Raw genomic sequence first — 24,783 nt, 5'->3', positions numbered from 1 at the left:
GAACGGCAGGCCAGGATGGGGGCATGTCCGAAACGCTGAGCCCGACCGCGCCGCTCCCCCGCCAGCTCGCCGACGCCTACGTGGACGCCTACGTGGAACTCGACCCCGTGCAGGGCACGTCGCTGGGCATCGACAGCTGCCACGGCAGGCTGCCCGACTTCTCCCCGGAGGGACGGGAGGCGATCGCCGCGCTCCAGCGCACCACGCTCGCCAGGCTCGCCCAGGCCGAGAGCCAGCCGGGCGCTGGCACACCGGCCGAGCGCCGCTGTGCCGGCCTGCTGCGCGAACGCCTGGACGCCCAGCTGGCCCTCTACGAAGCCCATGAACACCTGCGCGCCGTCACCAACTTGGGGTCACCCGCGCACACGGTGCGCCTGGCCTTCTCTCTGATGCCCACGGCGGACGCGGATGACTGGGCCGTCGTCGCCCAGCGCCTGCGGGCGGTACCCGAGGCGCTGGAGGGATATCGCGCGTCGCTGGCGGCGGGCCTGGAGCGGCGGCTGCCGGGCGGACCGCGGCAGGTGGCCGCGATGGTGGCGCAGCTGGGCGAATGGAGCGCGGGCGGGGGCTGGTTCAGTGTCTTCGCCGCCGACGGCCCGGCCGCGCTGCGGGCCGAACTCACCGCCGCGGCCCGGCTCGCCGACGCCGCCGTGGACCGGTTGCGCGGCTGGCTGCGCGAGGTGTACGGCCCCGGTGTCGAGGACGGCGCCGACGTCGTCGGACGGGAGCGGTATGTGCGGGGGGCGCGCTACTGGAACGGCACCGACCTGGACTTGGAGGACGCCTATGCCTACGGGTGGGCGGAATTCCACCGGCTGCACGCCGAGATGCGCGCGGAGGCCAAGAAGGTGCTCCCCGGGGCGGCCACGCCGTGGGAGGCGCTGGGGCACCTGGCTGTGCACGGGCCCGCCGTGGACGGCGTGGAGGCGACGCGTGCGTGGCTGCAGGCGCTGATGGACGAGGCCGTCCTGGCGCTGGACGGCACGCACTTCGACCTGGCCGCACGCGTCCGCCGCGTGGAGTCGATGATCGCGCCGCCCGGCACCGCCGCCGCCCCGTACTACACCGGTCCGTCGCTGGACTTCACCCGGCCCGGCCGCACCTGGCTGCCCACGCTCGGCCGGACCCGCTTCCCCGTGCACGAACTCGTCTCGGTCTGGTACCACGAGGGCGTGCCCGGGCACCATCTCCAGCTCGCGCAGTGGGCCCACGTGGCGGACGGCCTGTCGCGGTACCAGACGACCCTGGGCCTGGTCAGCGCCAACGTCGAGGGGTGGGCGCTGTACGCGGAGCGGCTGATGGACGAACTCGGCTTTCTCACCGACCCGGCGCGGCGCCTGGGCTACCTGGACGAGCAGATGCTGCGGGCGATCCGGGTGATCATCGACATCGGCATGCACCTGGAGCTGAGGGTGCCCGGCCACGCGCCGCTCGGGGCAGGTGAGCGGTGGACGCCCGCGCTCGGGCGGGAGTTCTTCGCCCGGCACAGCGGGCTCCCGCGCGGCTACCTGGACAGCGAGCTGGTGCGTTACCTGGGCAAGCCGGGCCAGGCCATCGGGTACAAGCTGGGCGAACGGGTGTGGCTGGCCGGGCGGGAGGCGGCGCGCGCGGCCCGGGGGGCGGCGTTCGACGCCAAGGCGTGGCACATGGCCGCGCTGTCGCAGGGCTCGCTGGGCCTGGACGAGCTGGGCCGCGAGCTGGCGCTGCTGTGAGCCCCGGTGGCGGGGGCCGAGTGGCGGGGGCCGGGGGCGGGGTGTCAGGGGCCGTCAGCGCGAACGGTGTCCGTGTGATGGCGCAGAGTGGAGCCGGTGCGGCTCCTGCGGACCTCCAGCTGGGTGGGGATACGCAACCGCAGGTCCGGCACGTGGCTGACGATGCCGACACAGCGGTCGCGTTCGCGCAGGCCGTCCAGCACGTCGAGGACCTCGTCGAGCGTCTGCTCGTCGAGGCTGCCGAAGCCCTCGTCGATGAACAGGGTGTCCAGCCGGGTGCCGCCCGCCTCGTCACCGACAACGTCCGCGAGTCCGAGAGCCAGCGCCAGGGAGGCGAAGAACGTCTCCCCGCCCGAGAGGGTGGCGGTGTCGCGCTCCTGGCCCGTCCAGGCGTCCACGACGTGCAGCCCGAGCCCGGAGCGGGCGCCACGGCTGGCCCGGCTGTCGGAGTGGACGAGTGCGTAGCGGCCGCCGGACATCCGGTGCAGCCGGTGCCCGGCCGCGGCGGCCACCTGCTCCAGCCGGGCGGCCAGCACGTACGTCTCCAGGCGCATCTTGCGCTCGTTGTCCGCTGAGGTGCCAGCGGTGAGGCCGGCCAGACGGCTGATGCCCTCGTGCTCGGCGCGTCGGGGCGCGAGCCGGCGCACGGCGTCGGCGGCCTGTGCGCCGAGGGCGTCCAGGTCGGCCGCGTACTGGCGGGTGGCCGTGGCGGCGGTGTCGGCGGCGCGGCGCTGGGCCGCGCTCGTCTCGGCTCGGCGCCGCGCCGCCGCCACGTCGGCGGGCGCCTGCGCGGCGGCGTCCTGGACGGCCGGGTCCACCAGTTCGGCGGCGACCGCGGCCTCCTCGGTCTGCCACGCGTCGAGCCGGGCCCGCAGGGCACGGGCGTCCGCATCGGCCAGCAGGGCGTCGGCGGCCGCCTCCGGGCGGGGGAAACCGGCCCGCCAGGAGGCATCAGCGAGGTCGGCGTCGGCCTGCTTGAGATGCCGGGCGGCGGACTCGGCCCCGAGCGCCGCTTCGGCGGCGGCGGCGAGGGCGGTGGCCAGTCCGCTGAGGTGTGCGGTGCGCTCGGCGACGCCCGCGGCCTCGCCCCGGGCTCCGGCGACCTCCTGCTGACGGCCGGTGAGTTCCTGCCGCAGTGCTTCGCGGTGCGAAGTGCGGGCGGCGGCGCGGCGGCCCGCATCGTCCCGGGCGGCGAGACGGCGGCTGTGCTCGCGTTCGGCCTGGGCAAGGGCCTCCTGGGCCGCGTGCGCTGTGGCGGCGGTGTGGCGGGCTTCGGCGGCGGCCTGCCGCAGCTCCGCCACCGTGGTGGCGCACTCCCCGGTGGCGGCGTCCCCGGCTGCTTCGGCCGCCACGGTGCGGGCGTCCCGCAGGCGGCGCCAGGACTGCTCGGCCTGTTCACGGGCGGTCTCGGCGTCCTGGTAGGCCGCCAGCGCGGCGTCCTCCTCGGTGGCGTCGACGTGGCCGGTGGCCGGTTCGGCCCTGGCCGGATGGTCGGTGGAGCCGCACACGGCGCACGGGCGGCCGGGGGTCAGACCGGCGGCGAGCTCGGCGGCGATGCCCGCGAGGCGGCGCTCCTTCAGCTCCAGCCAGGTGGCCTGAGCGGAGGTGGCACTCTCCCGGGCGGTGTGCAGGTGTTCGCGGGCGTGGGAGTGCTCGGCGTCGAGCCGGTCGCGTTCCCGGGCGGCGTTCAGGCGGCGTTCGGCGGCTTCCAGCCGCGCGCCGACGTGCTCGGCCCGGGTGGCGGCGGCCTGCGCCCGGTCAACGCGGCGCTGGAGGGCCGCGCGCTGGGCGGGCCAGTGCTCCAGCCATTCCTCAGCGTCCCGCAGCTCTTCCTCGTCCGCGCCCGTCTGGCGGTCCAGCGCGGCCAGTTCGGCGGTGAGGGCGCTCACGCGCTCCTCGGCGCGGCGGGCGGCGTCCAGGGAGCCGAGCGCGCGGCGGGTTTCGCGTTCTGCGGCGGTGAGCTGCTGCGCCGGAGCCTGGGCGAGGTGGCCGGGTAGCTGGGCGCGGGCTCGCCGCTCGGTCTGGGCGGCACGCTGGTGCTCGCTCGCGGCGCGCTCGTGCAGGACGAGCGCCGAGGTGACGGTTTCGGCGCGGCGGCTGCGCTCCAGGCGTTCTCGCACGTCCGCCTGGGCCTCCGCCTCGGCGGCGAGCGCGGTGGCACGGCGGCGGGCGTCGTCGTGCCGGTGCTGGAGGCGGGCCAGCTCCTGCTGCCGGGCGAGGGCGTGCTGGGCCGCCCGTTCGGCGTGCTCGGCCGCGTGTACGGCCAGGGCGGTGCTCGCGGCCCGCTCCCGGGCGACCGTGCGCGCCTGGGCCGCCCACTCCAGCACGGTGTCCGCCAGGCCGGGGGCGCCGGGTGTGAGGTCGGGGAACGCGGCGTCCACCGGGAGGGGCTGGGCGACCTGGTGCATGCGGTGCGCCAGCGCGAGCAGGGACTCATCCGCCGCGCGCAGCCGCCGCAGCGCCTCGCCGCGGCGTTCGGCCAAGTGCTCTTCGACGGCCTTGAAGCGGCTGGTGTCGAACAGGCGGCCCAGCAGCCTGCCCCGCTCCTCGGCGTCGGCGCGCAGGAACCGGGCGAAGTCCCCCTGGGGGAGCAGCACGACCTGGCAGAACTGCTCCCGGCTCATGCCGATCAAGCCGGCCAGCTCGCGGCCGATTTCCTGCTGGGAGCGGCTGAGCGCCCGCCAGGTGCGGGTGGCCGCGTCGTACTCGCGCAGGGTCGCCTGCGCCTTGTCGGTGGTGTAGCCACTCCCGCGGCGCTTGGGACGGGGGTGCTCGGGCCGCCGGGTGACCTCCAGCCGACGCCCGCCGACGGTGAGGTCGAGCGAGACCTCGGTGGGGGTGGCCGGACCCGCGTGACTGCTGCGCAGGGCGGTGCGGCCCTGGCTCTGCCGGGCGCCGGGGACGCCGTCGAACAGCGCGTAGCAGACGGCGTCGAGCACGGACGTCTTGCCCGCGCCGGTGGCGCCGTGCAGCAGGAACAGACCGGCCCGCGACAGGGCGTCGAAATCGACGTGTTCGCGGGCGGCGAAGGGGCCGAAGGCGGTGAGCGTGAGGCGATGCAGTCTCAACGGGTCTCCTCGGTGCGGGCCGTGGAGATCCGCACCGTGTCGAACGCCTCCCGCAGTACCGTGCGTTCCCCGGGGCTCGCGGTGCGGCCCGGGCGGACGTGGGTGACGAAATCCTCGGCGATTTCCTGGTCGGTGCGCCCGCGCAGCCGCTGGGCGTAGGAGCGCCGTGGCCGCTGCTCGCTGTCCTCGGGGTCGAAAACGAGGCTGAGGACGTGCGGGAAGCGCCCGGCCAGGCGGGCCATGGGCTCGGGCGGGCGGGCCGGGTCGGTGAGGGTGGCCTCGACCCAGGCGGTGGTGTGCCGTTCCAGCTCCGGGGCGCTCAGCAGTGCGTCCAGCCGCCCCCGGATGCGGGCCAGAGGACGGGGCACCGGGCAGTCCACGCGTTCGGCGTGCACCGCTCCGGCGGCGTCGAGGTCCACCAGCCACATCGACTTGCGGTGGTCGGCCTCGGAGAAGGAGTAGGCGAGGGGGGAGCCGCAATAGCGCACCCGCTCGGTGATGCGCTGGCAGCCGTGCAGGTGGCCGAGGGCGGCGTAGTCCACCCCGTCGAACACCACGGCCGGTACCGCGGCCACGCCGCCGACGGTGATGTCCCGCTCGCTGTCGCAGACCTGGCCGCCTGTCACGAAGGCGTGGGCCAGGGCGACGGAGCGGGTGCCGGGCGGGCGGGTGGCGAGGTCAGCGCGCACGCGTGCCATCGCGGCCCCCAGGACGGCGGTGTGCGAGGACCGCTCGGCCTCCAGCTGCTCGCGGACCAGGGTGGGTTCGAGGTAGGGCAGCCCATAGCAGGCGACCGGGCCGTGCGCGTCGGCCAGCAGGACCGGGGTGCCGCAGTGGGCCGGATCGGTGCGCAGGTGGACGCCCGCCCGGCTGAGCAGGCCGGAGCCCACGCCCAGGCGGCGTCCCGAGTCGTGGTTGCCGGAGATCATCACCACCGGGACGCCCAGGGCGGCGAGGCGGTGCAGCACGTCGTCGAACAGGGCGACCGCGGGCAGCGGGGGCACCGCGCGGTCGTAGACGTCTCCGGCGACCAGCACCGCGTCCACACGCTCGGCGCGGACCGTCTCCACCAGGTGGTCCAGGAAGGCGGCTTGGGCCTCCAGCAGGCTCACCCGGTGCAGACTCCGGCCCAGGTGCCAGTCGGAGGTGTGCAGCAGACGCATGGCCCCCGACCCTAAGCCCCCGCGCTGACGACACCGCGCGGGGCCCCGGTGCGGCCGGGCGGCCGGGGCACGCCGCGGGTCCGCGCGGCCGAGGGCGCTGTGCGCCTAAGGGCTGTCGTCGTGCAGCTTCAGGCGGGCGGTGCCCGCGGTGGCGTCGGCGAGCCAGGCACGGAAGGCGTCGGTGTCGGCGGCGGGCAAGCTGAGGTGGAAGGCGACCTCGGCGCCGTAGCGCACGTCGTGCACCTGATGGCCCGTGGCGCGCAGGTCGTTCTCCAGCCGCCCGGCGCGGTCGTGCCCGACGGTGACGGTGGCGTGCCGCACGCGGCGGCGGGTAGCGGTGCCGACGGCGTCGAGGGCGGCGCCCACGGAGCCGGAGTAGGCGCGGATGAGGCCGCCCGCGCCGAGTTTGGTGCCGCCGAAGTAGCGGGCAACGACGGCGACGGCGTCACGGATGTCGCGTCGTAGCAGCATCTGCAGCATGGGCAGTCCCGCCGTGCCGCCGGGCTCCCCGTCGTCGCCGGACCTCCGCACCGCACCGTCTGCGCCGAGGACGTAGGCGTAGCAGTGGTGCGACGCCGCCGGGTGCTCGGCCCGCATGGCCGCCAGGACCGCCTGGGCCTCCGCCTCGGTGGTGGCCGGGGCCAGCGCGCACACGAAGCGGGAGCGGTTGACCTCCGTCTCGTGGACGCCGGCGGCCGCGACGGTGAGGTACTGGTCCTGCATACCACCAGCCTATGGGGCTCCCCGGGGCGCCAGGCACGGGCGTCCGCCACGGGTGCGGGCACGGCTGGTGGAGCGGGTGGCGGGGTGGCGGGAATGCGGGGCAGGCGGTGGGGGTTGTGCCGGGCATGGATGTCGGGACGGGAGCGGGCGACCAGGCGGTACGCCGAATGCTGACGGAGCTGGGTGGGACCTGGGCCGTTGTCGGGCTGTCGCACAACACCACGCGCGCGGCGTTCGGCGTCGCGCGCGTTCTGCAGCGGTACGGCAAGCGGATCGTGCCGGTGCATCCGAAGGCGGAGACGGTGCACGGGGAGCGCGGCTACGCGAGCCTGGCCGAGATACCGTTCCCGGTCGACGTGGTGGACGTGTTCGTCAATTCCGCGCTGGCCGGGCAGGTGGCCGACGAGGCGGTGGCGATCGGCGCCCAGGGCGTGTGGTTCCAGCTCGGTGTGGTGGACGCCGACGCCTACGCGCGCACCCGGGCGGCGGGCCTGGAGATGGTGATGGACCGCTGCCCGGCGATCGAGCTCCCCTTGCTGTAGTGGGCGAGTCACCTGAGCACTGCCGCTCCGTGGGGACCGGGGTGGGAGACGGCCATCGTCAATCTCCGCTGACGCCTGCCCGGGCGTACCGGCTGAGCCCGGTGCTCGGTGCGCAGCTCGCGGCGGTGCTCGTGTTCGCGCACCCGTAGTCATCGCCGTCGTCGCGCGCGGCTGGCTCAGTAAGCGGCCACGGCGGTGCGGACCGCCGGGGCGAACCTCCCGGTGTGGTCCCGTCAGCCTGAGGGCGGCTGGGTTTCTCCGGCGCCCACCTCCGGCGGCGGCGCACCGGCCTCGGCCAGTTCGGCGAGCGCGAGCAGCTGCTGCGAGGTGACGCCTTCGGGGACGGGCACGGGCGGCGGGGTACGCAGCGGCGGCTGCCAGCCGGACTCGGCGTCCCAGCGCCGCACGATCTTCGCGGGCGTCCCGGCGACCACCGCGTGGTCGGGGACCTTTCCGCGCACCACCGAGCCCGCCGCCACTACGACGTTGCGGCCAAGGCTCGCGCCCGGCAGCACCACGGCACCATGCCCGAGCCAGCTGCCCGCGCCGATCTCCACCGGTGCCGAGCGCGGCCACTGCTTGCCGACCGGCTCCCGCGGGTCGTCGTAGGAGTGGTTGGTGGAGGTGACGTAGCAGTAGGGGCCGAAGAAGACATCGTCGCCGATGGTCACCGCGTCGTGTGCGATGACGTGGCTGCCCCGCCCGAGCACGATGCCGTCCCCCAGCCGCAGCACGGTACGCGGGCCGAGGTCGAGATCGGGCATCATCCCCGCCGTCAGCGTGACCTCGGCGCCGATGACGCAGTGGTCGCCCAGCTCGATCCACGGCGCGCCGAAGATCGTGCCCTGCGGAAACGCGATCCGGGTGCCGCGGCCGATGCGGCGGAACGCGTACGGGCCCGGGCGCTCCCGGGTCACCGCCCCCGCCCGCTGGGCCCAGCGCCAGGTGCGGTGCACCGCCCGGCTCAGCAGGGCGGGGACGGTGTGCCGGTTCACTCAGCCCTCCCCCGGGCCGCAGACGCTCGCGCGGTGTTCGTCGGCGAGGTCGCGATAGGCCGCGGCGTTGAGCCTGATGTGCTCGCGCTCCTGCGTGGTCAGCTCGCGGCGTACCTTCGCCGGGACCCCGGCCACCAGCGAGCCCGGCGGTACCCGCATGCCCTGCGGCACCAGTGCCTGCGCCGCCACCAGCGACCCGGCACCGATGACGGCGCCGTCCAGCACCGTGGCTCCCATGCCCACCAGTACGTCGTCCTCCACGGTGCACCCGTGCAGGACGGCGTTGTGTCCCACCGAGACTCCGGCGCTCACGGTGACGGGGAAGCCGGGGTCCACGTGCACGGTGCAGTTGTCCTGGACGTTGCTGCCCGCGCCGATGGTGATGGCGCCCATGTCGCCGCGTACCACCGCGTGGTACCAGATGCTCGCGCCAGCGGCGAGGGTGACGTCGCCGACGATGACGGACGTCGGTGCGGTATACGCCTGTGGGTCGATGTGCGGTTCCCTGCCGCCCACGCCCGCGACCAACGCTTGTGCCATGAACGAACTCCTCGGGTGCTACCGGCTCGCCGCGCCTACCCGCACGGTATGCCAGGACGGGTCAGGAGTTCGGACGGAGGGTCCAGACGATCGTCATGTCCCCCGTGACGTCGCCGTCCTCGCGGGTGATGTCAACGGTGATGGGAAACTCCGGGCGCGCCCCGGCGTCCAGCTCGGCGAGTATCTCCGCGACCGGGCGGCCGAGGCGGGCGGTGGCCGTCAGCGGGCCTTTGGCGAGCTTCTTGTAGGTGGTCTCCGCCCGCACGGGCAGCGGCACCGCACGGGAGAGCTGGTCCACGAAGGCGGCCAGCACCACGGCACCGCTGGCCGACTCGGCGAGGGTGAACATCGCGCCGGCGTGCGGGCCGCCGACGTGGTTGTGGTACTCGGGCTGGTCCGGCAGCCGCAGGACGGCACGCTCGGGCGTGGTCTCCACGTACTCCAGGTTGAGGGTGCGGACCATCGGCACGGTGGCCGTCAGGAGCTCGCCGATCGACGGCTGGGTCTCAGACATACCCAGAACATTACCAGCCAGTAGCTTCATCGGACCGGTGTGCCCGACCGTCTCGCGCGCTCAGCTGCCCGGCCTCCCGTGATACCGCGGGGCATGTCGCGGACACGTAACCGAAACAGGGGTGGCGGTGATCCGGAGAGGGCCCACTCGTAGAGTTCACGCTATGTGGCCAGGACAACAGCCCGGGGGCGGCCAGAACCCGCAGGAACCCAACCCGTACCAGCAACCGGGGGGTTTCGGGCAGCCGAACCCGTACCAGCAGCCGGGCGGTGGGCAGCCCGGATACCCTCAGCAGCCCAATCCGTACCAGCAGCCGGGCGGCCTAAGCGGCCAGCAGCCGTGGGGACAGCCGACGGGGCCGGGCAGCCCCCAGCTCCCGCCGGGCGGCGGCAGGCCGAAGAACACCACGCGCAACACCGTGCTGGCGATCGCGGTGTCCCTGGCGGTGATGGCCGGTGCCGTGGTGACCGGGGTGTGGCTGCTCTCGGATGACGGGGACGGCGACCCGAAAGGCGGCGGCGTTCCCCCGGCCACCGCGTCCGCCGACCCGTCGCGGTCCACGGCAAAGACCGGAGAACCCGAGGGCGATGACCAGGGTTCCGGGCCGGGCGATGACGAGCCAAGGCCAGTGGTTGACGGTTGGCAGGTGGTCGTCAACAGCGAGCACAACAGCGCGTTCGACGTGCCGGCGGCGTGGGAACCGGCCAGCGAGACCACCATCGTCGGCTGGGGCGAGTCCGAGGAGTCCGAGGACGCCCTCATCCCCGCCCCCGCGGTGGCCATGAGCGCCCCGGCCTTCCTGGAGGAGAACTGGTGCCGGGACTCCGAAGGGGGCTCCTACTCCCGTGCCGTGGTGGGCACCAAGGGCGCGCAAGGGGCGAAGAACACCGAAGAGGCGGCGCTGGCGGCTGCCCAGAACTTCGTCTACTACCGGCACGGCGGCGAGAACGGCGAGGGCAAGGAGCTCGTGGACTGGACAGAGTCCGAGACCTTCAGCAACGACCACGGCATCGAGGGCCACATCGCCACCGCCACCCACACCGGCGGGGAGAAGACCGACAAGTGCCAGGCCGACGGCAAGTCGGTCGCCATCTCCTGGCTGGACGGCGAGCGCAACCTGCGGCTGTGGGTGCTGGTCTCGGACACCGGCGTGAAGGAAGAGGTGCCGCAGAAGGTCATCGACACCATGACAGCGAGCCTGCGCCCGTACGAAGACTTGTGACGCCGGCAGCCCGCTCCGCCATGGCGCCGGATCCGGCTCAGCCGATGCTGAACGCGCCCGGAGGCGGGGCCGGAGAGGGCGTGGCGCGCTCGTCGGAAACGGGGCGGGTGCCCGCGATCAGTCGGTGCAGGGCCGGGCCGTGGACGACGCGGGCCGGGAAGGCCTCGGCGGCGCAGCGGCGGGTGAGGGCGGCGACCGGCAGCGGCGCGCGGGAAGCGGCCACGACGAGGTTGCCGAAGCGGCGGCCGCGCAGCACGGCGGGCTCCGCGAGGACGCACGTGAAGGGAAAGACGTCGGCGAGCGCGGCCAGGTAGGCCGAAGGCGAAGGCGAACGGCGCGGCGTCGGCGAGGTTGGCCACGTGGACACCGTGCGGCCGCAGCGCGCGGGCGGCGGCACGGGCGCACTCGACGGAGGTCAGCGGGGCCGGGACACGCGTACCGCGGAAGACGTCGGCGACGATCACGTCCCAGGTGGCCGGAGCCGCGCTCTCCAGGGCCGCGCGGGCGTCACCGGAGCAGACGTCGATTCCGCTGTGGGGCGGCAGGGGCAGGTGCTCGGCGATCAGGGCGAGCAGGGCCGCGTCGGAGTCCACGGCGCGCTGCCGGGAACCGGGGCGGGTGGCGGCGGTGTACCGGGGCAGCGTCAGCGCACCAGCGCCCAGGTGCAGCACATCCAGCGGTCCCGGCGGGGCGACGGTGTCCAGGAGATGGGCGATGCGGCGGGTGTACTCGAACTCCAGGTGGGTGGGGTCGTCCAGATCGAGGTGGGACTGGGGGGCGCCGTCCACGGTCAGCAGCCAGGCGGCGTCGCGGTCCAGGTCGGGCAGCAGGCGCGCGGTGCCGTGGTCCACCGCGCGGACGACGGGCAGGGGTTCGCTCACGGCCCCCATTGTGCGGGTGGCGCGGCTCGGCCGTCCGGGTGACTGCCGGAAGGGGTGGCCCGGCGTACCGGTCCACCGCCACGTCACCGTGTAGCCGACTGTGCTTCACCTGAGTGGGTTAACCTCACCCGGTGCTCGACCCCGCCTCTCCCCCGGTCTCCGGCGCGGCACCGGACGCCGCGTGCGTTACGCCCCCGGCTGCCGCGGTGCTCCTGAGCCCGGCGCCTCCTGCGGGCCCCGCTCGCGGCGTCGCCTGCCGCCGGGTGGCTGCGTGCGCTGGGGGTCGCCGCGCTGCGCTCCCCCTGGCCGCGCTGTGCGGTGCTGCTGGCCCTGCTGGCCGCCGCCGTGGTCACCGGCGCGCTGTACAACCTGCGGCGGCTGGTCACCGGGACCGGGCCTGCGCCGGGATGAGGGGTCCCCGGACGTAGCATCTGACCCGATCCGCGGGGCCAGCCGTGCGCCGCCCGGGGACGCACGCCCCGCCCGCGCCCCACCCATCCGACCTGCCTACGACAAGGACGAGCGCAACCCGACATGACCTGGTTCGAATCATTCATCCTCGGGGCGGTCCAGGGGTTGACGGAGTTCCTGCCCATCTCCTCCAGCGCGCACCTGCGCCTGGCCGCCGTCGCGGCGGGCTGGCCGGACCCGGGCGCCGCCTTCACCGCCGTGGCCCAGATCGGCACGGAGATCGCGGTGCTGATCTACTTCCGCAAGGATATCGGCCGGATCGTCACCGCCTGGTGGCGCTCGCTGAGCGACCCGGCCGTGCGCAGGACGCTGGATGCCCGCATGGGCTGGCTGGTGATCGTCGGCACCCTGCCTATCGGCGTTCTCGGGCTGCTGTTCAAGGACCACATCGAGGGGCCGTTCCGTGACCTGCGGCTGATCGCCACCAGTCTCATCGTCCTCGGCATCGTCCTGGGTGTGGCTGACCGGATGGCGAGCCGCGCCGCCCAGCGGGCACAAAAGGGCGGACGGCACCGCGCGGTGCGGCAGCCCAAGGAACTGGAAGACCTCACCGTCCGCGACGGCATCCTCTACGGGTTCTGCCAGGCGCTGGCGCTGATCCCGGGCATGTCCCGCTCCGGTTCGACGATCACCGGCGGCCTGTTCCTGGGCTACAACCGCGCCGCGGCGGCCCGGTACTCCTTCCTGCTGGCCATCCCGGCCGTGCTCGCCTCAGGCGCGTACGAGCTGACCGCGATCGGCGAGGAAGGCAGCCACGTGGACTGGGGTCCGACCATCCTGGCGACCCTCGTGAGTGGTCTGATCGGCTACGCCGTGATCTCGTGGTTCATGCGGTTCATCTCGCACCGCAGCTTCCTGCCCTTCGTCATCTACCGCATCCTGCTGGGCAGCGTGGTCCTGGTGCTGGTCTGGATGGGCGTGCTCGACCCGCTGGCCGGGAACGACGTCGGCTGACGCCCCGGCCCCGCCGGCGCCCCGAGGGGAGCACACTGGGAACCGTCCCTCCGATGTCCGGGACGGGAAGGGCGCGGTATGAGCGGTACGCCCGCACGCTGGTGGCACGTTCCCGCGGCGTTCCTCGCGGGAACCCTGCCCGCCCTCGCGTTCCCCGCGCCCGCGCTGTGGTGGCTCGCCTACGTCGCGCTGGTGCCATGGCTGCTGGTGCTGCGGGCGGCGCCGGGCGGGCGGCGGGCGGCGGTCTGCGGGTGGCTGGGCGGCACGGGGTTCGTTCTGGCCACACACCACTGGCTGACGCCGCACGTCCACGTCTTCCTGCTGCCGCTGGCCGCGCTGCTCGGGCTGCTGTGGGCGCCGTGGGGCTGGCTCGCGCACCGCCTGCTGGCGGGTCCGTCCGGCGGACGGCACACGCTCAGGGCGGTGGTACTGCTGCCGTCGGGCTGGCTGGTGGCGGAGCTGGTGCGCTCGTGGGAGTACGCGGGCGGGCCATGGGGGATGCTCGGGGCCAGCCAGTGGCAGTGGACCCCGGCACTGCGGGTGGCCGCACTGGGCGGGGTGTGGCTGGTGGGCTGGCTGATCGTCGCCGTCAACGTCGCGGTGACGGTGGTGCTGACGCGGCCGCTTGCGCGCGGACGGCTCGCGGCGGCCGGGGTGCTGGGCTGCTGCGCCCTGCTGGGGCTCGGGGCGTGGGCCAGTGCCGCACCGCCGCCAGTGTCGGGTGCGGCCCGGATCGCCGTGGTGCAGCCGGGCGAGCTGAACGCCGCGGAACCGCGCTTCGCGCGGGGTCTGGAACTGACCCGGGCGCTGGCCGGACGCGAGGTGGACCTGGTGGTGTGGGCGGAGAGCAGCGTGGGCTTCGACCTGTCGGCGCGGCCGGAGCGGGCGGCGCAGCTGGCCGGGGCCTCCCGCGCGGTGGGGGCGCCGCTGCTGGTGAACGTGGACGCGCGGCGCGTGGGCGGGCCGGGCATCTTCAAGAGCTCGGTCCTGGTGGACGCCGAGGGGGTCACCGGCGACCGGTACGACAAGATGCGCCTGGTGCCGTTCGGCGAGTACGTACCGCTGCGGTCGGTGCTGGGCTGGGTGACGCAGGTCGGCCAGGCGGCGCGGGTGGACCGCGTGCGGGGCGGCGAACCGGTCGTCATGGACGCGGACGGGCTGCGCGCCGGGCCGCTGATCTGCTTCGAGACGGCGTTCCCCGACATGAGCCGCCAACTGGTGCGCGAGGGCGCGCAGGTGCTGGTGGGCCAGTCAGCGACGAGCAGCTTCCAGGAGACGTGGGCGCCAGAGCAGCACGCCTCCCTGGGCGCACTGCGCGCGGCGGAAACCGGGCGCTCCATGGTGCACGCGACGCTGACCGGCGTCACCGCGGTGTACGGGCCGGGCGGCGAGCCGGTGGGCCCGAGGCTGGGCCCCTCCCGTGGCGCGGCGGAGGTCTACCCGGTGCCGCTGGCGGCCGGTGAGACCCCGTACGTGCGGATCGGCGACTGGGCGGTGTGGCTCTCGCTGGGCACGCTGGCGCTGGCGGGCGGCGTCGCGCTGGGGCACCGCATGGCCCGGCGCGGCGAGGTTCTCACCGGTGTCACGCCCGCGGAGGCTCCACGGCGGTGACGATCTGCTCGCACAGCTCGTGGGTGCGCAGGGCGTCGCGGGCGCTCAGGGTGCGGCCCTCGCGCACGGCGTCGAGGAACGCCAGCACGGCCTGTTCGATGCCGCGCTGGCGGGCTACCGGCACCCAGTCCCCGCGGCGGCGGACGCTGGGCTGGCCCTTGTGGTCGATCACCTCGGCGAGGTTGCGTACCTCCCGCTTGGTGTCCTGCCCGGAGACCTCCAGCACCTCCTCGGCGGAGCCGGAGAGCCGGTTCATGACGCCGACGGCGGTGAAAGACTCCCCGGAGAGCTGGAGGACGACGTGGTGCAGCAGACCGCCGCGCTGCCGGGCCCGCACGTCCACCTGGTCGTAGGGGCCGGGCAGGAGGAAGCGCAGGGTGTCCACTACGTGAATGAAGTCGTCGTAGATCACCGGCCGGGCGGCCTCGGGCAGGCCGACGCGGTTCTTCTGCATCAGGATGAGGTCGCGCGGGTGCTCGCGGCACTGGGCGTAACCGGGCGCGAAGCGGCGGTTGAAGCCGACGGCGAGGCTGACACCGTGCTCCTCGGCCAGCGCCGTGAGCCGCCGGGCGTCGTCGAGGTCGTAGGCGAGCGGCTTGTCCACGTAGGTGGGCACGCCCGCGGCCAGGAGGTCGGCGACCAGTTCGGGGTGCACGGCGGTGGGAGCGTGCACGAAGGCGGCGTCCAGGTCGGCGGCCAGCAGGTCCCGCCAGCGCTCGTGGCGGTGCTCACGCGGGACGCGGTGCGCGTCGCCGGTGCGGTGCAGGGTGGCGGGGGCGCGGGTGTGCAGGTGCGGCTGGATGCCGGGCTGCGTGGCGATGACCGGCAGGTACGCCTTCCGGGCGATGTCGCCCAGTCCGATGATGCCGACCTTCACTTGATGTCTCCCTCACCTCGGCCCGCTGCCCGGCTGCGCCGTGGCACCCCGCTCCCCGGCAGCATACGAGCGCGGTGATACGACGGCGCGGACTCGCGCACCTTTCGACCTGCCGCTGGTGCCTGCTGCCCGGATACCGGGCGGTGAACCCCGTGCCGCACGGTTCACGCCTGCGGGGGCGTGACGCGGGGACCCGCACAGGGCACAGTGGGGCGGGTGCGACACATGACGCGAGCGCTGCTGCTAGCCGGAGCCGCCCTGGCGGGGGCGCCAGGCTGCGTCACCGTCTCCGCTCCGGAGCCGCCGAAGCCACCTGCGGGGAACGCTCCTGGCGCCGCGGTTCCCGACGGGCACGTCTCGGCGGCGCCCAGCGCCTCCGCGCGCGAGGCCATCACCACGCCGCAAACCCGCCCGCCCGCTCCGGCCCTGACCCGGGCCGCCTCTCCGCCGCCCGCGCGGAGCGCACGTCCGGCACCGGCACCCCCCGGCCACCCGGCCGAGGCTGTGCCCGAGCCCACGGCGTCCGCTCCCCCGCCCCGCCGGACGCCCACCGCACCCTCGATGGGTCAGGTGTGCGATCTCGGCGAGGCGTACGGCGGCTGGGGGCCGGACAGCAGCACCCTGGAACTGTGCCGCGACACCTACGGCTGACAGCCCAGCGGCGGATTGCTCGGGCGACAGACCGTCCGGCGGCGGGTTACGGCGACTCACCGGACAACCGGGCCTCCAGGCGGCCCACCGCGGCCCGGACGGTGGCCCCGTAGGCGTCGTCCGCCAGTGCGTCGAGCACGGCGTGGCAGCGGTCCAGCTCCCGGCGCGCCGCCGCCCGGTCGGCCAGCTTGAGGTAGTCCGCCGCCAGGTTGAGGTAGAGCGAGGGGTACAGGCCGCGCACCGCCACGGCGTGCTCGCCGAAGGCGACCTCATCCTCGGTGAGCGCGTCCGCCGCGCCCAGCGCCCGCAGGTCCCAGGCCAGCTCAGCGCCCGGGTCGTCCTGGACGTCCGCCATGTAGTGGGCGACGGTGACCTGCTGGAGGAGGTGGCCGCCGGCCTCCAGCTCGGGCCACAGCGCGGCGAAGCGGTTGCGGGCCTCCTCCCGGTCCCCGCCGTGGAGCAGCATGATCACCTGCCCGATACGGGTCGTCATCTCGTCGGCGGGAGGCGTCTTCGGGGACACGGTGCTCCTCCTCGGCAGCCAGGGCTGTGGCCACCCTCGTCATGGGTGAGGGTGCGGGCGGCGCCCGACGGCGCGTCAGCCCGCCAGGTCGGGAATGCGCCAGTCGATCGGTGTGTGCCCCTGCGCGGCGACAGCCTCGTTGATCTGCGTGAACGGACGGGAGCCCAGGAACTTGCGGGCCGACAGCGGGGAGGGGTGGGCCCCGGCCACCACGGCATGACGCCCGGTGTCGATAAGCCGCAGCTTCTTTTGCGCGTAGTTGCCCCACAGCACGAACACCGCCGGGTCACGCCGGGCGTCGACGGCGCGTATCACCGCGTCGGTGAACTGCTCCCACCCCTTGTTCTTGTGCGAGTTCGCCTCGCCGCCGCGCACGGTCAGCACCGCGTTGAGCAGCAGCACACCCTGCTCGGCCCACGGCATCAGATGGCCGTGGGCTGGCACCGGCACGCCGAGGTCGGCGTGCAGTTCCTTGTAGATGTTGCGCAGGGACGGCGGGACGCGCACACCCGGTCGCACCGAGAAGCACAGCCCGTGGCCCTGGCCTGCCCCGTGGTACGGGTCCTGGCCGAGGATCAGCACCTTCACGTCCTCGTACGGGGTGGCGTCCAGGGCCGCGAATACCTCCTCGCGCGGCGGATAGACCGGCCCGCGTGCCCGCTCCTCCTCGACGAACTCGGTCAGCTCCTTGAAGTAGGGCTTGTCCAGCTCGTCGCCGAGCACACCTTGCCAGGAGGCGGGCAGCATGCCATTCACGTCGTCACCCTCCGGTACACCTCTCACTGTGCGCCCGGTTCTCCCCGGGCTCCTGTGAACGTACCCGCTGTCACCGACAACGGGTGCCCGGTCACCAGCTTTCTTTGCGGTGCAACTCCCACAGGTGCATGATCGTCGAGGCGTCGATAGTCCACTCGATCCCGGCGATCTCGTTGTGCGCCGCGAGGTAGAGCCGCCCCTGCCACAGCGGAAGCAGGCGCGCGTCCTCGGCGAGGATGCGCTGGGCCTCCTTCAGCGTCTCGCCCGCGGCGGCGCGCACGCTCTGCCGCCGCGAGTCGGGCAGCAGTTCGCCAGTGAGCCGCTCGTCCTCGTACGGCACCCCCACGGAGGTGTTGGCGCCCACGAACGGGCCGATGTAGTTGTCGGCGTCCGGGAAGTCGGGGAACCAGCCGCGGCCGAACACGGCGTATTCCCCGTTCTCGATGCCCTCCTGGAAGTCCTCCCAAGTGCGGCCCTCGATTTCCACGTCGAACAGCCCGGACTCGTTCAGCTGCCGCCGGATCTCCTCGAACTCGGCCGCGGTGATGGTGCCGTAGCGGTCGGTGCTGTACCAGAGCTTCAGCCGCACCGGGGTGCTGATACCGGCGTCGGCGAGCAGCTGCTCGGCCTTGTCCTGGTTCGGCTCCCCGTACTGGTCGAAGTAGGCACTGGTGTGGCCGGTGATGCCGCCGGGGACCATCGAGTACAGCGGTTCGGCGGTGCGCTGGTAGACCTCGCGTACCAGTGTCTTGCGGTCGATGAGCTGGGCGATGGACTGGCGCACGGCTGGTTCCGCGACGGCGTCGAAGGCGGGGTTGAAGACCAGGTAGCGTATTTCGGTGCCGGTGGCCTCGTGCAGCGTGATGTTGCGGTTGCTGCTCTCCCCGTCCTGGATGGCGGTGATCTGCTGCGGGGCCAGGCCACGGTAGGTGAGGTCGATCTCCTCGTCCTCCAATGCCTTCAGCATGGGGCCGGAGTCGCCGAAGTAACGGATCGTCACCGCCTCGTTCCGCAGTTTCGCCGGGCCCTCGTACTGGTCGTTACGCACCAGCTCGGCCCGCTCGCCCGGCGTGTAGGCGGCCAGTTTGTACGGGCCGGAGGCGACGATGTCACGCGACTGCAGCAGCTTGTCGGCGGGGAAGGTCGCGGGGTCCACGAGGGAGGCCGCGGGGGTGGCCAGGATCAGCGGGAACGTCGCGTTGGACTTCTTCAGATGGAAGACGACCGTGTTCTCGCCAGAGGTCTCGATGCGGTCGATCGACTCCAGCAGCGGCCCCGGTCCGCCGGGGTCCTTGATGGCCAGGGTGCGTTCGAAAGAGTGCTTCACCGCCTGCGCGTCCAGCGCGTTGCCGCCTTCGAACGTCAGCCCGTCCTTCAGCGTGCACCGGTAGACCTGGCTGCTGTTGTCGGTGAAGGAGCACTCCTGCGCGGCGTCGGGCTTGGGCGTCCCGCTGGACTTGGGGAAGTACAGCAGCGTCCGGTAGACGTTGCGGTACAGCTCCCACGAGCCGTCCCAGGCTCCGGCCGGGTCAAGCACCGTCGGCTCGCTGGTGGTTCCGACGACGATCGGCTCGTCGTTCTCCTCGCTTCCCCCGGTCAGCGACGAACAGCCGGCGAGCACCACGGCCGCCGAGATCATCGCCGTGCTCCCCAGAAGCTTCTTGCGCCTGAACACGTGCACGCTCCTCGGTGGGCGGAGGCCGTCGCTGGCCGGTGCGTACGCCGGCTTCCCGTGGACGTCGAGGACGTGGACGCGCCCCCTTTCGGCCCCCGTGCAGAGCGCACCGGTGCGGCGTGCGGACCCCCGCATGCCTGTGACTGCGCAGACCCTACCCCAGCAGTCGCCGGAACTACATGGACGGATCAATGCCCTCTGCATCGCCTTTCCGGCCGTCACGCAGGCGGCGTCCACCGTGACGCAGCGGGGCCACGGAAGGTCTGCCGCCGCCCTCCCCGGCCCTGGTGCCGGGCGTCCCGGGGCCTGGGAAGGGGTGGCGGCATGCGAGCGGCGCCGCTCCGCGCACGAACCGGCGGCAGGAGGAAGAGGCGCGAGGAAGAGCGGACCCGCCGGGACGGGTTACGCCACGCCCGCGTCGAGGAACAGGCCGCCGTCCATGACGAGCGTCTGTCCGGTGATCCAGCCCGCGCCCTCGGAGGTGAGGAACTTAGCCGCGGCACCGATGTCCTCGGGCACGCCCAGGCGGCCGAGGCGGTAGCCGGAGGCGGCCTCCTCCTCACGGCCCTCGTACAGGGCGGCGGCGAACCTGGTCTTCACCACCGCGGGCGCGATGGCGTTGACACGTACGCCAGGGGCCATCTCGTGGGCGAGCTGCTGCGTCAGGTTGATCATGGCGGCCTTGCTGACACCGTAGGCACCCACGAACGGCGAGGCGCTGAGCCCGGCGATCGAGGCGATGTTGAGGATCGAACCGCCGTTGTCCTTCTGCCACGCCGCCCAGGTGCGCTGGGCGAAGCCGAGGGCGGAGACCACGTTGGTCTCGAACACCTTGCGGGCGACGTCTAGGTCCACCTCCGTGATGGGGCCGAACACCGGGTTGGTGCCCGCGTTGTTGACCAGGTGGTCCACGCGCCCGTAGGCGGCCATCACCTGCTCGACCGCCTCCGCCTGGTGCGCCACGTCGTGCGCCTTGCCCGCCACACCCATGACGCGGTCGGCGCCGAGCGAGGTGACGGCCTCCTTCAGCGCGTCCTCGTTGCGCCCGGTGATGCAGACCCGGTCGCCGCGCGCCACCAGAGCCTGGGCGATGCCGTATCCGATGCCCCGGCTGGCGCCGGTGACCAGGGCGACCCGCCCGCTGTCCTGCGCTGTCATCGCACTTCCTGCCTTTCCGGTGTTAGCTGCGCGGACGCGGCTGTCAGTCGAGCGGTCCGCCAGCGACGTACAGGACCTGGCCGGAGACGAAGCCGTTGTCCTCGCCGGCGAAATAGGCGACGGCACCGGCGACGTCTTCTGGGCGGCCCACGCGCTGCACCGGGATCTGAGTGGCGGCGGCGGCCTTGAAGTCCTCGAAGTCCATGCCGACGCGGGCGGCGGTGGCGGCGGTCATGTCGGTGGCGATGAAACCGGGGGCGACGGCGTTGGCGGTGATGCCGAACTTGCCCAGCTCCTTGGCGAGGGTCTTGGTCAGACCCTGCAGACCGGCCTTCGCCGCCGAGTAGTTGGCCTGGCCACGGTTGCCGAGCGCGGAGCTGGAGGAGAGGTTGACGATGCGGCCGAACCCGGCGTCCACCATGTGCTTCTGGCAGGCGCGGGACATCAGGAAGGCGCCGCGCAGATGCACGTTCATGACGGTGTCCCAGTCGGACTCGCTCATCTTGAACAGCAGGTTGTCGCGCAGTACGCCCGCGTTGTTGACGAGGATGACGGGCGCGCCGAGCTGCTCGGCGATCGTGCTGACGGCGGCCTCGACCTGACCCGCGTCGGAGACGTCGCAGCCGACGGCCAGGGCCCGGCCGCCCGCCGCCGTGATCGCGTCCACGGTCTCCTCGCAGGCCGTCTCGTCGAGGTCAAGCACCGCGACGGCGTGCCCCTCCCCGGCCAGTCGCACGGCCGTCGCCGCGCCGATTCCTCGGGCTCCGCCCGTCACGACCGCGACGCGCTGCTCGGTGCTGGACATCCCTGGGTCTCCTCATCCGTGAAACTGAGCAACCGCTTAGTACCTTCGCCGTACGTGACGCTAGAAGCCTGGGTCGAGCGCTGTCAACGGTTGTCCTGTTCAGCCTTGCCCCGGTGCCCGCGGAGTACGGGGCGCGCCACGCCGGGGCGTGCGGACCAGCACGTCGAGCAGGTGTTCCGCCTCCGCCCGGGGATCGGCGGTCAGCCCGGTGTGCACCGGACCGGGCTGCACGACGGTGCTGCGGGGGGCGATGAGCCAGCGGAACCGGCGTCCGGCGTCCTCGCCCGCCGCCTGTCCGGCGTCCGCCCCGCCCCGGCACACCGACTCCACCGCGTGCCGGATCGCGGTGACTTCGGGAAGCATTTCCCCAGGCTATACGGACGGGCCGCCTGGGAATCCACGGATGACAGGGGCGGGCACACCGCACTCCACGCTCCGCTCCCTTGATTCCGGCTCACCACGACTGTCAGCCACACCACTGCCGCCAGCCGGGGGCGAGGAAGGGAGGAAGACCGGCCCGGGGCGGGCCTTGGAGGTTGCGTCCGGCCCGGCTGACGTCGCGCAGGGGTTACCGCGGATAGCAGGCGCCGCGCTGGGACCTGCTGGACAGAAGCCGGGCGCGGTGCCGGGAGGTCGGCACGAACCGGACCGCCGTGCCCGGAACCGCCTGGGCCGCGGCGGCCAGTCCGCTCTCCGGTACCACCCCGATCACGGGGTAGCCGCCAGTCGTGGGACAGTCCGCGAGGAAGACCACCGGCCTTCCGTCCGTGGGGACCTGAACCGCGCCGACCACCATGGCCTCGCTGGGCAGTTCCCGCCTCACGGCGCGTTCCAGGGGAGGCCCTTCCGTCCGCAGCGCGATGCGGTTACTGCGGGAGGAGACGGAGAACCCGGCCGAGGCAAGGGTGCGCAGCGCCTCGGAGGTAAACCAGTCCTCCCTCGGCCCCAGCAGCACCGGCAGCACCAGTTCGCTGGGCGGGGCCTGACACCACGCCAGGTCGGTGTGGAGCGGTGGTCCGCAGGGCGCTCCCACCGGAAGCGTGTCGCCGTCCGCCAGCGGTGGCGGACCCAGGCCGGAGAGCAGGTCACGGGAACGGCTGCCCAGGACGGGCTGGGGGGTCACGCCTCCGCCAACAGCCACGTAACTGCGCAGACCGCTGGTGGGGGCACCCACTTCCAGCGTGCCTCCGGCCGGCAGGTGAACAGCGCTCGCCCACGCGGCCGGGCGACCCTCGGCGCGTACCGCCGCGGGCGCCCCGGTTACCGCGAAGACCGCGGCGCGGGAGGTGCGCACACAGACCCCCGTCAAGGTGGTCTCCAGCGTCGCGGCTCCGGGAGGATTGCCCACGAGCCGGTTCGCCAGCCGGTGGGCTGGTTGGTCCAGGGCGCCGGAGCGCGGTACCCCCAGGGCGGCGTGGCCGGGCCGGCCCAGGTCCTGGACGGTGGTGAGGGCACCGGCCCGCACCACGCGAAGTTCCCCTTCCCTCACGGCTGACCCCTCTCGCCGCGCCCCTGACGCCCCTCCGTGCCGGCCGGCCGGGACGCGGGAGAGCCGCAGGGCAGGAAACGGACCCGCGTGCCGGGAGTGAGCAGAGCGGGGGGCTCGCGCTCCAGGTCCCACAGATTCACCGAGGTAGCGCCGATCAACTGCCAGCCTCCCGGAGAGGACCGGGGGTAGATGCCGGTGTAGGGACCGGCGAGCGCCACTGAGCCAGCGGGGACCGAGGTGCGCGGTGCGGCATGACGAGGCGTGTGATGTTCCTCCCCCAGGCCCGTCATGTAGGCGAAGCCCGGAGCGAACCCGCAAAAAGCCACGCGGTGTTCCACGCCGCTGTGCACCCGCGCCACCTCCTGGGGAGTTACGCCCCAGATCCGGGCGACCTCGCCCAGATCGGCGCCGTCGTAACGCACGGGGATCTCCACCAGCGGGCCGGAGTCTGCCACGATGCCGGGCGGAGACCAGTGCCCCAGTTCGGCACGGAGCGCGGCCAGCGCGGAGGGAGGGCCGGACACTCCGTACAGCAGGACCGTCCTGTCTCCCGGCACGATGTCCTGGACGGCGCTCAGGGACCCCTCACGGCGAGAGCGCAGGAGTTCTACGTACCAGGACTGTGCTTCCTGCGCGGTGTCCAGCTCGACCAGGAGGGAGTTCTCCCCCACCGGCAGCAGTCTCACGCGAACGCCTCCACTCTGACTCCGGCCTCCTCCAGCGCGGCCCGTACCCGCTGGGCGAGTCCGACCGCGCCCGGGGTGTCACCGTGCAGGCACAGGGAACGGGCCCGGACCGCTACGCTTCCCCCCTCCAGCGTGGCGACGCGGCCTTCCCCGGCGAGCGAGAGAGCCCGGTGCACGGCCTGCCGGGGGTCGGTGATGACCGCTCCGGGGGTAGCGCGTGGCACCAGCGTCCCCGAGGGCGTGTAGGCACGGTCGATGAACGCCTCGCTGACCACGGCGAGTCCGGCCTGCCTGGCCCGGCGGTGCAGGGCTGAGCCGGGCAGGCACAGGACGGCCAGGCCGGGGTCGGCCAGACGGGCGCCTTCGACCACGGCCGACGCCTGCTCCTCGTCCCAGACCGCCCGGTTGTACAGCGCACCGTGCGGTTTGACGTAAGAGACGCGGGAACCGGCCGCGCGGGCGAAGACCTGGAGCGCTCCGATCTGGTAGCTGACCTCGTCGGCGAGCTGCTCAGCGGGAATCTCCATAGCCCGGCGCCCGAAGCCTGCCAGATCCTGGTAGGAGACCTGGGCTCCGATCCGCACCCCGCGTTCGGCCGCGGTGGCGCAGACCCCGCGCATAATGCCGGGGTCCCCGGCGTGGAAGCCGCAGGCGACGTTGGCGCTGGTGACCAGGGCCAGCATCACCTCGTCGTCGGTGAGGGTCCAGCGCCCGTACCCCTCACCGAGGTCGGCGTTGAGATCGATCACGGTGTCTGTCATCGCCGCTCAGTCTCCTCGTCCTTCCATCGCACCACGAGCCGCCGCCCGGGGGCATCCTCCGCGGAACTCCTGGGCCCGAACGCCGGTGGGCAGACCAGCGTCGGGGGTCAGACCCGTGAGGGCTGCCGTGGCAGGGTCTGGGAGCGGCGGGGTGGCGGGACCGAAGGCACCACTCAGCAACGCCAGTATCCACTTTCACCAGGTCGTCGCCCTGGCCCCGCAGCTCCCGGCTGGAGGAGATGATGCGCCGTCCTCGCCGAACTGCGCCTGGCCTTCCATGTCGTGGAGGACCCATGTCATGGACGACCTCAGCACCTTCCACGAACCGTTCCTCATCCGCGATCAGGCCATCCTCACCCCCTCCGGGCAGGCGACAGGTTGAAGCGGAACGCCTCTCGTGGGCTGCGCGGCGTCCTCAGCTATCGCGGTGACTTCGGGAAGCACCCCTCCAGCTGAGAGCCGTGCCAAGGGTGCGGGCGCGCAGATGTGCCGGCAGCGGTGAACGGTCCGGCAGGGGGTACGCGTATGAGGGGGTAAACCCGGAACGAAGGGCTCCGCCATGACCCCAGCACATTGCGACCGACGCACCCTGCTCGCCGCGGCCGGTGCCGCCGGGCTCACCGCCGCCCTCACCTCCTGCGGGGAGGAGAGCCCGGGCGGCACGGACGCGGGCACGCCCCCGGCCACCTCCGGCAGCGGCGAGGCGGGCGGCGCGGAGCTGGCCAAGACCGGTGACATCCCGCAAGGCGGTGGCGTCGTCTTCCAGGAGCAGAAGGTGGTGGTGACCCAGCCCAGCGCCGGGGAGTTCCGCGCCTTCTCCGCCACCTGCACGCACGAAGGCTGTCTGGTGGCGGAGGTGACGGACGGGTCCATCACCTGCCCGTGCCATGGCAGCGCGTTCGCCGTCGCGGACGGCAGCGTCACGGCCGGGCCCGCGCAGCGACCGCTGCCGCCGGCCGGGATCACCGTCTCCGGCGACTCGATCCGCCTGGAATGAACCGGCCGC

Annotated in this window: 23 protein-coding genes and 2 pseudogenes; 8 read left to right on the top strand and 17 right to left on the bottom strand. The window is 73.4% G+C overall.

Annotation, left to right across the window (positions count from 1 at the left end):
- Positions 1-23 precede the first annotated feature (23 nt).
- Positions 24-1,712 carry a DUF885 domain-containing protein gene (locus tag JJV70_RS14590; protein WP_219048382.1) on the top strand — a complete coding sequence of 563 codons (1,689 nt, stop codon included), beginning with the start codon at positions 24-26 and terminating at the stop codon, positions 1,710-1,712.
- Between the two features lie 44 nt (positions 1,713-1,756).
- Here the strand turns inward: JJV70_RS14590 and JJV70_RS14585 are convergent, their stop codons facing one another.
- From JJV70_RS14585 to JJV70_RS14575, 3 genes are all read right to left on the bottom strand, one after another.
- Positions 1,757-4,780 (bottom strand): AAA family ATPase, encoded by a 3,024-nt coding sequence (locus JJV70_RS14585; RefSeq protein WP_219048381.1) that lies wholly within the window; start codon positions 4,778-4,780, stop codon positions 1,757-1,759.
- Entirely contained in the window at positions 4,777-5,943 is a 1,167-nt protein-coding gene (locus JJV70_RS14580; RefSeq protein ID WP_219048379.1) for an exonuclease SbcCD subunit D, read from the bottom strand. The genes JJV70_RS14585 and JJV70_RS14580 overlap by 4 nt, the downstream gene beginning before the upstream one ends.
- Before the next feature lie 105 nt (positions 5,944-6,048).
- Positions 6,049-6,666 carry a YigZ family protein gene (locus JJV70_RS14575; RefSeq protein WP_219048377.1) on the bottom strand — a complete coding sequence of 206 codons (618 nt, stop codon included), beginning with the start codon at positions 6,664-6,666 and terminating at the stop codon, positions 6,049-6,051.
- 125 nt (positions 6,667-6,791) lie between these two features.
- Between JJV70_RS14575 and JJV70_RS14570 the strand changes: the two genes are divergently transcribed.
- Positions 6,792-7,208 (top strand): CoA-binding protein, encoded by a 417-nt coding sequence (locus tag JJV70_RS14570; protein ID WP_219048375.1) that lies wholly within the window; start codon positions 6,792-6,794, stop codon positions 7,206-7,208.
- 233 nt (positions 7,209-7,441) lie between these two features.
- On the opposite strand, the gene JJV70_RS14565 is transcribed toward JJV70_RS14570, so the two are convergent.
- From JJV70_RS14565 to JJV70_RS14555, 3 genes are all read right to left on the bottom strand, one after another.
- Positions 7,442-8,203 (bottom strand): DapH/DapD/GlmU-related protein, encoded by a 762-nt coding sequence (locus JJV70_RS14565; RefSeq protein WP_219048373.1) that lies wholly within the window; start codon positions 8,201-8,203, stop codon positions 7,442-7,444.
- Positions 8,204-8,743: a gamma carbonic anhydrase family protein gene (locus JJV70_RS14560; RefSeq protein WP_219048372.1), complete on the bottom strand. Its 540-nt coding sequence runs from the start codon at positions 8,741-8,743 to the stop codon at positions 8,204-8,206. It lies immediately after the preceding gene.
- Positions 8,744-8,804: 61 nt separating this feature from the next.
- Positions 8,805-9,257, bottom strand: coding sequence for a DUF4442 domain-containing protein (locus JJV70_RS14555; protein WP_219048371.1), 453 nt, complete (start codon positions 9,255-9,257; stop codon positions 8,805-8,807).
- Between the two features lie 163 nt (positions 9,258-9,420).
- Here JJV70_RS14555 and JJV70_RS14550 point away from each other — a divergent pair, with 163 nt between their 5' ends.
- Entirely contained in the window at positions 9,421-10,479 is a 1,059-nt protein-coding gene (locus JJV70_RS14550) for a hypothetical protein (protein WP_219048370.1), read from the top strand.
- 37 nt (positions 10,480-10,516) lie between these two features.
- Here the strand turns inward: JJV70_RS14550 and JJV70_RS14545 are convergent.
- A pseudogene (locus tag JJV70_RS14545) lies at positions 10,517-11,360 on the bottom strand (spermidine synthase).
- Positions 11,361-11,894: 534 nt separating this feature from the next.
- On the opposite strand from JJV70_RS14545, the gene JJV70_RS14540 reads away from it, so the two are divergent.
- Positions 11,895-12,785 carry an undecaprenyl-diphosphate phosphatase gene (locus tag JJV70_RS14540; RefSeq protein ID WP_219048368.1) on the top strand — a complete coding sequence of 297 codons (891 nt, stop codon included), beginning with the start codon at positions 11,895-11,897 and terminating at the stop codon, positions 12,783-12,785.
- Between the two features lie 78 nt (positions 12,786-12,863).
- A complete protein-coding gene (gene lnt / locus JJV70_RS14535) occupies positions 12,864-14,396 on the top strand; it encodes an apolipoprotein N-acyltransferase (protein WP_219048366.1) in 1,533 nt (510 codons plus the stop codon).
- Here lnt and JJV70_RS14530 read toward each other — a convergent pair.
- Complete coding sequence (locus JJV70_RS14530) at positions 14,368-15,273, bottom strand: Gfo/Idh/MocA family protein (protein WP_219048365.1); 906 nt, start codon at positions 15,271-15,273, stop codon at positions 14,368-14,370. The two genes, lnt and JJV70_RS14530, sit on opposite strands and share 29 nt — an antisense overlap.
- 225 nt (positions 15,274-15,498) lie before the next feature.
- Here JJV70_RS14530 and JJV70_RS14525 point away from each other — a divergent pair, with 225 nt between their 5' ends.
- A complete protein-coding gene (locus tag JJV70_RS14525) occupies positions 15,499-15,924 on the top strand; it encodes a hypothetical protein (RefSeq protein ID WP_219048364.1) in 426 nt (141 codons plus the stop codon).
- Positions 15,925-15,970: 46 nt separating this feature from the next.
- Here the strand turns inward: JJV70_RS14525 and JJV70_RS14520 are convergent, their stop codons facing one another.
- The 9 genes and pseudogenes from JJV70_RS14520 to JJV70_RS14480 form a co-directional block, all read right to left on the bottom strand.
- On the bottom strand, positions 15,971-16,417 hold the full coding sequence (locus JJV70_RS14520) for a hypothetical protein (protein ID WP_219048417.1): 447 nt from the start codon (positions 16,415-16,417) through the stop codon (positions 15,971-15,973).
- Positions 16,418-16,522: 105 nt separating this feature from the next.
- Positions 16,523-17,194, bottom strand: a complete 672-nt coding sequence (ung, locus tag JJV70_RS14515; RefSeq protein ID WP_219048416.1) for a uracil-DNA glycosylase — start codon at positions 17,192-17,194, stop codon at positions 16,523-16,525.
- Between the two features lie 100 nt (positions 17,195-17,294).
- Positions 17,295-18,878, bottom strand: a complete 1,584-nt coding sequence (locus JJV70_RS14510) for an ABC transporter substrate-binding protein (protein WP_374227304.1) — start codon at positions 18,876-18,878, stop codon at positions 17,295-17,297.
- 402 nt (positions 18,879-19,280) lie between these two features.
- On the bottom strand, positions 19,281-20,036 hold the full coding sequence (locus JJV70_RS14505; protein ID WP_219048363.1) for an SDR family oxidoreductase: 756 nt from the start codon (positions 20,034-20,036) through the stop codon (positions 19,281-19,283).
- 43 nt (positions 20,037-20,079) lie between these two features.
- Positions 20,080-20,841 (bottom strand): 3-oxoacyl-ACP reductase FabG, encoded by a 762-nt coding sequence (gene fabG, locus JJV70_RS14500; protein WP_219048361.1) that lies wholly within the window; start codon positions 20,839-20,841, stop codon positions 20,080-20,082.
- A gap of 99 nt (positions 20,842-20,940) precedes the next feature.
- Positions 20,941-21,186: pseudogene (locus JJV70_RS14495) on the bottom strand (DUF3037 domain-containing protein); the annotation flags it as partial.
- Positions 21,187-21,409: 223 nt separating this feature from the next.
- Entirely contained in the window at positions 21,410-22,330 is a 921-nt protein-coding gene (locus JJV70_RS14490) for a biotin-dependent carboxyltransferase family protein (RefSeq protein ID WP_219048359.1), read from the bottom strand.
- On the bottom strand, positions 22,327-23,016 hold the full coding sequence (gene pxpB / locus JJV70_RS14485; protein ID WP_219048358.1) for a 5-oxoprolinase subunit PxpB: 690 nt from the start codon (positions 23,014-23,016) through the stop codon (positions 22,327-22,329). The genes JJV70_RS14490 and pxpB overlap by 4 nt, the downstream gene beginning before the upstream one ends.
- A complete protein-coding gene (locus JJV70_RS14480) occupies positions 23,013-23,777 on the bottom strand; it encodes a LamB/YcsF family protein (RefSeq protein WP_219048356.1) in 765 nt (254 codons plus the stop codon). Before JJV70_RS14480 ends, pxpB begins: the two co-directional genes overlap by 4 nt.
- A gap of 151 nt (positions 23,778-23,928) precedes the next feature.
- Between JJV70_RS14480 and JJV70_RS14475 the strand changes: the two genes are divergently transcribed.
- Both JJV70_RS14475 and JJV70_RS14470 read left to right on the top strand, forming a co-directional pair.
- On the top strand, positions 23,929-24,159 hold the full coding sequence (locus JJV70_RS14475; protein ID WP_219048355.1) for a hypothetical protein: 231 nt from the start codon (positions 23,929-23,931) through the stop codon (positions 24,157-24,159).
- Positions 24,160-24,336: 177 nt separating this feature from the next.
- The gene (locus JJV70_RS14470; protein WP_219048354.1) at positions 24,337-24,774 is read left to right on the top strand and encodes a Rieske (2Fe-2S) protein; all 438 of its coding nucleotides are present in this window, start codon (positions 24,337-24,339) and stop codon (positions 24,772-24,774) included.
- Positions 24,775-24,783: the final 9 nt, after the last annotated feature.

The organism is Streptomyces sp. JJ66 (assembly GCF_019303495.1).
In the GTDB taxonomy this organism is placed as follows: Bacteria; Actinomycetota; Actinomycetes; order Streptomycetales; family Streptomycetaceae; genus Streptomyces.
This window is presented reverse-complemented; position numbering and strand designations above follow the sequence as displayed.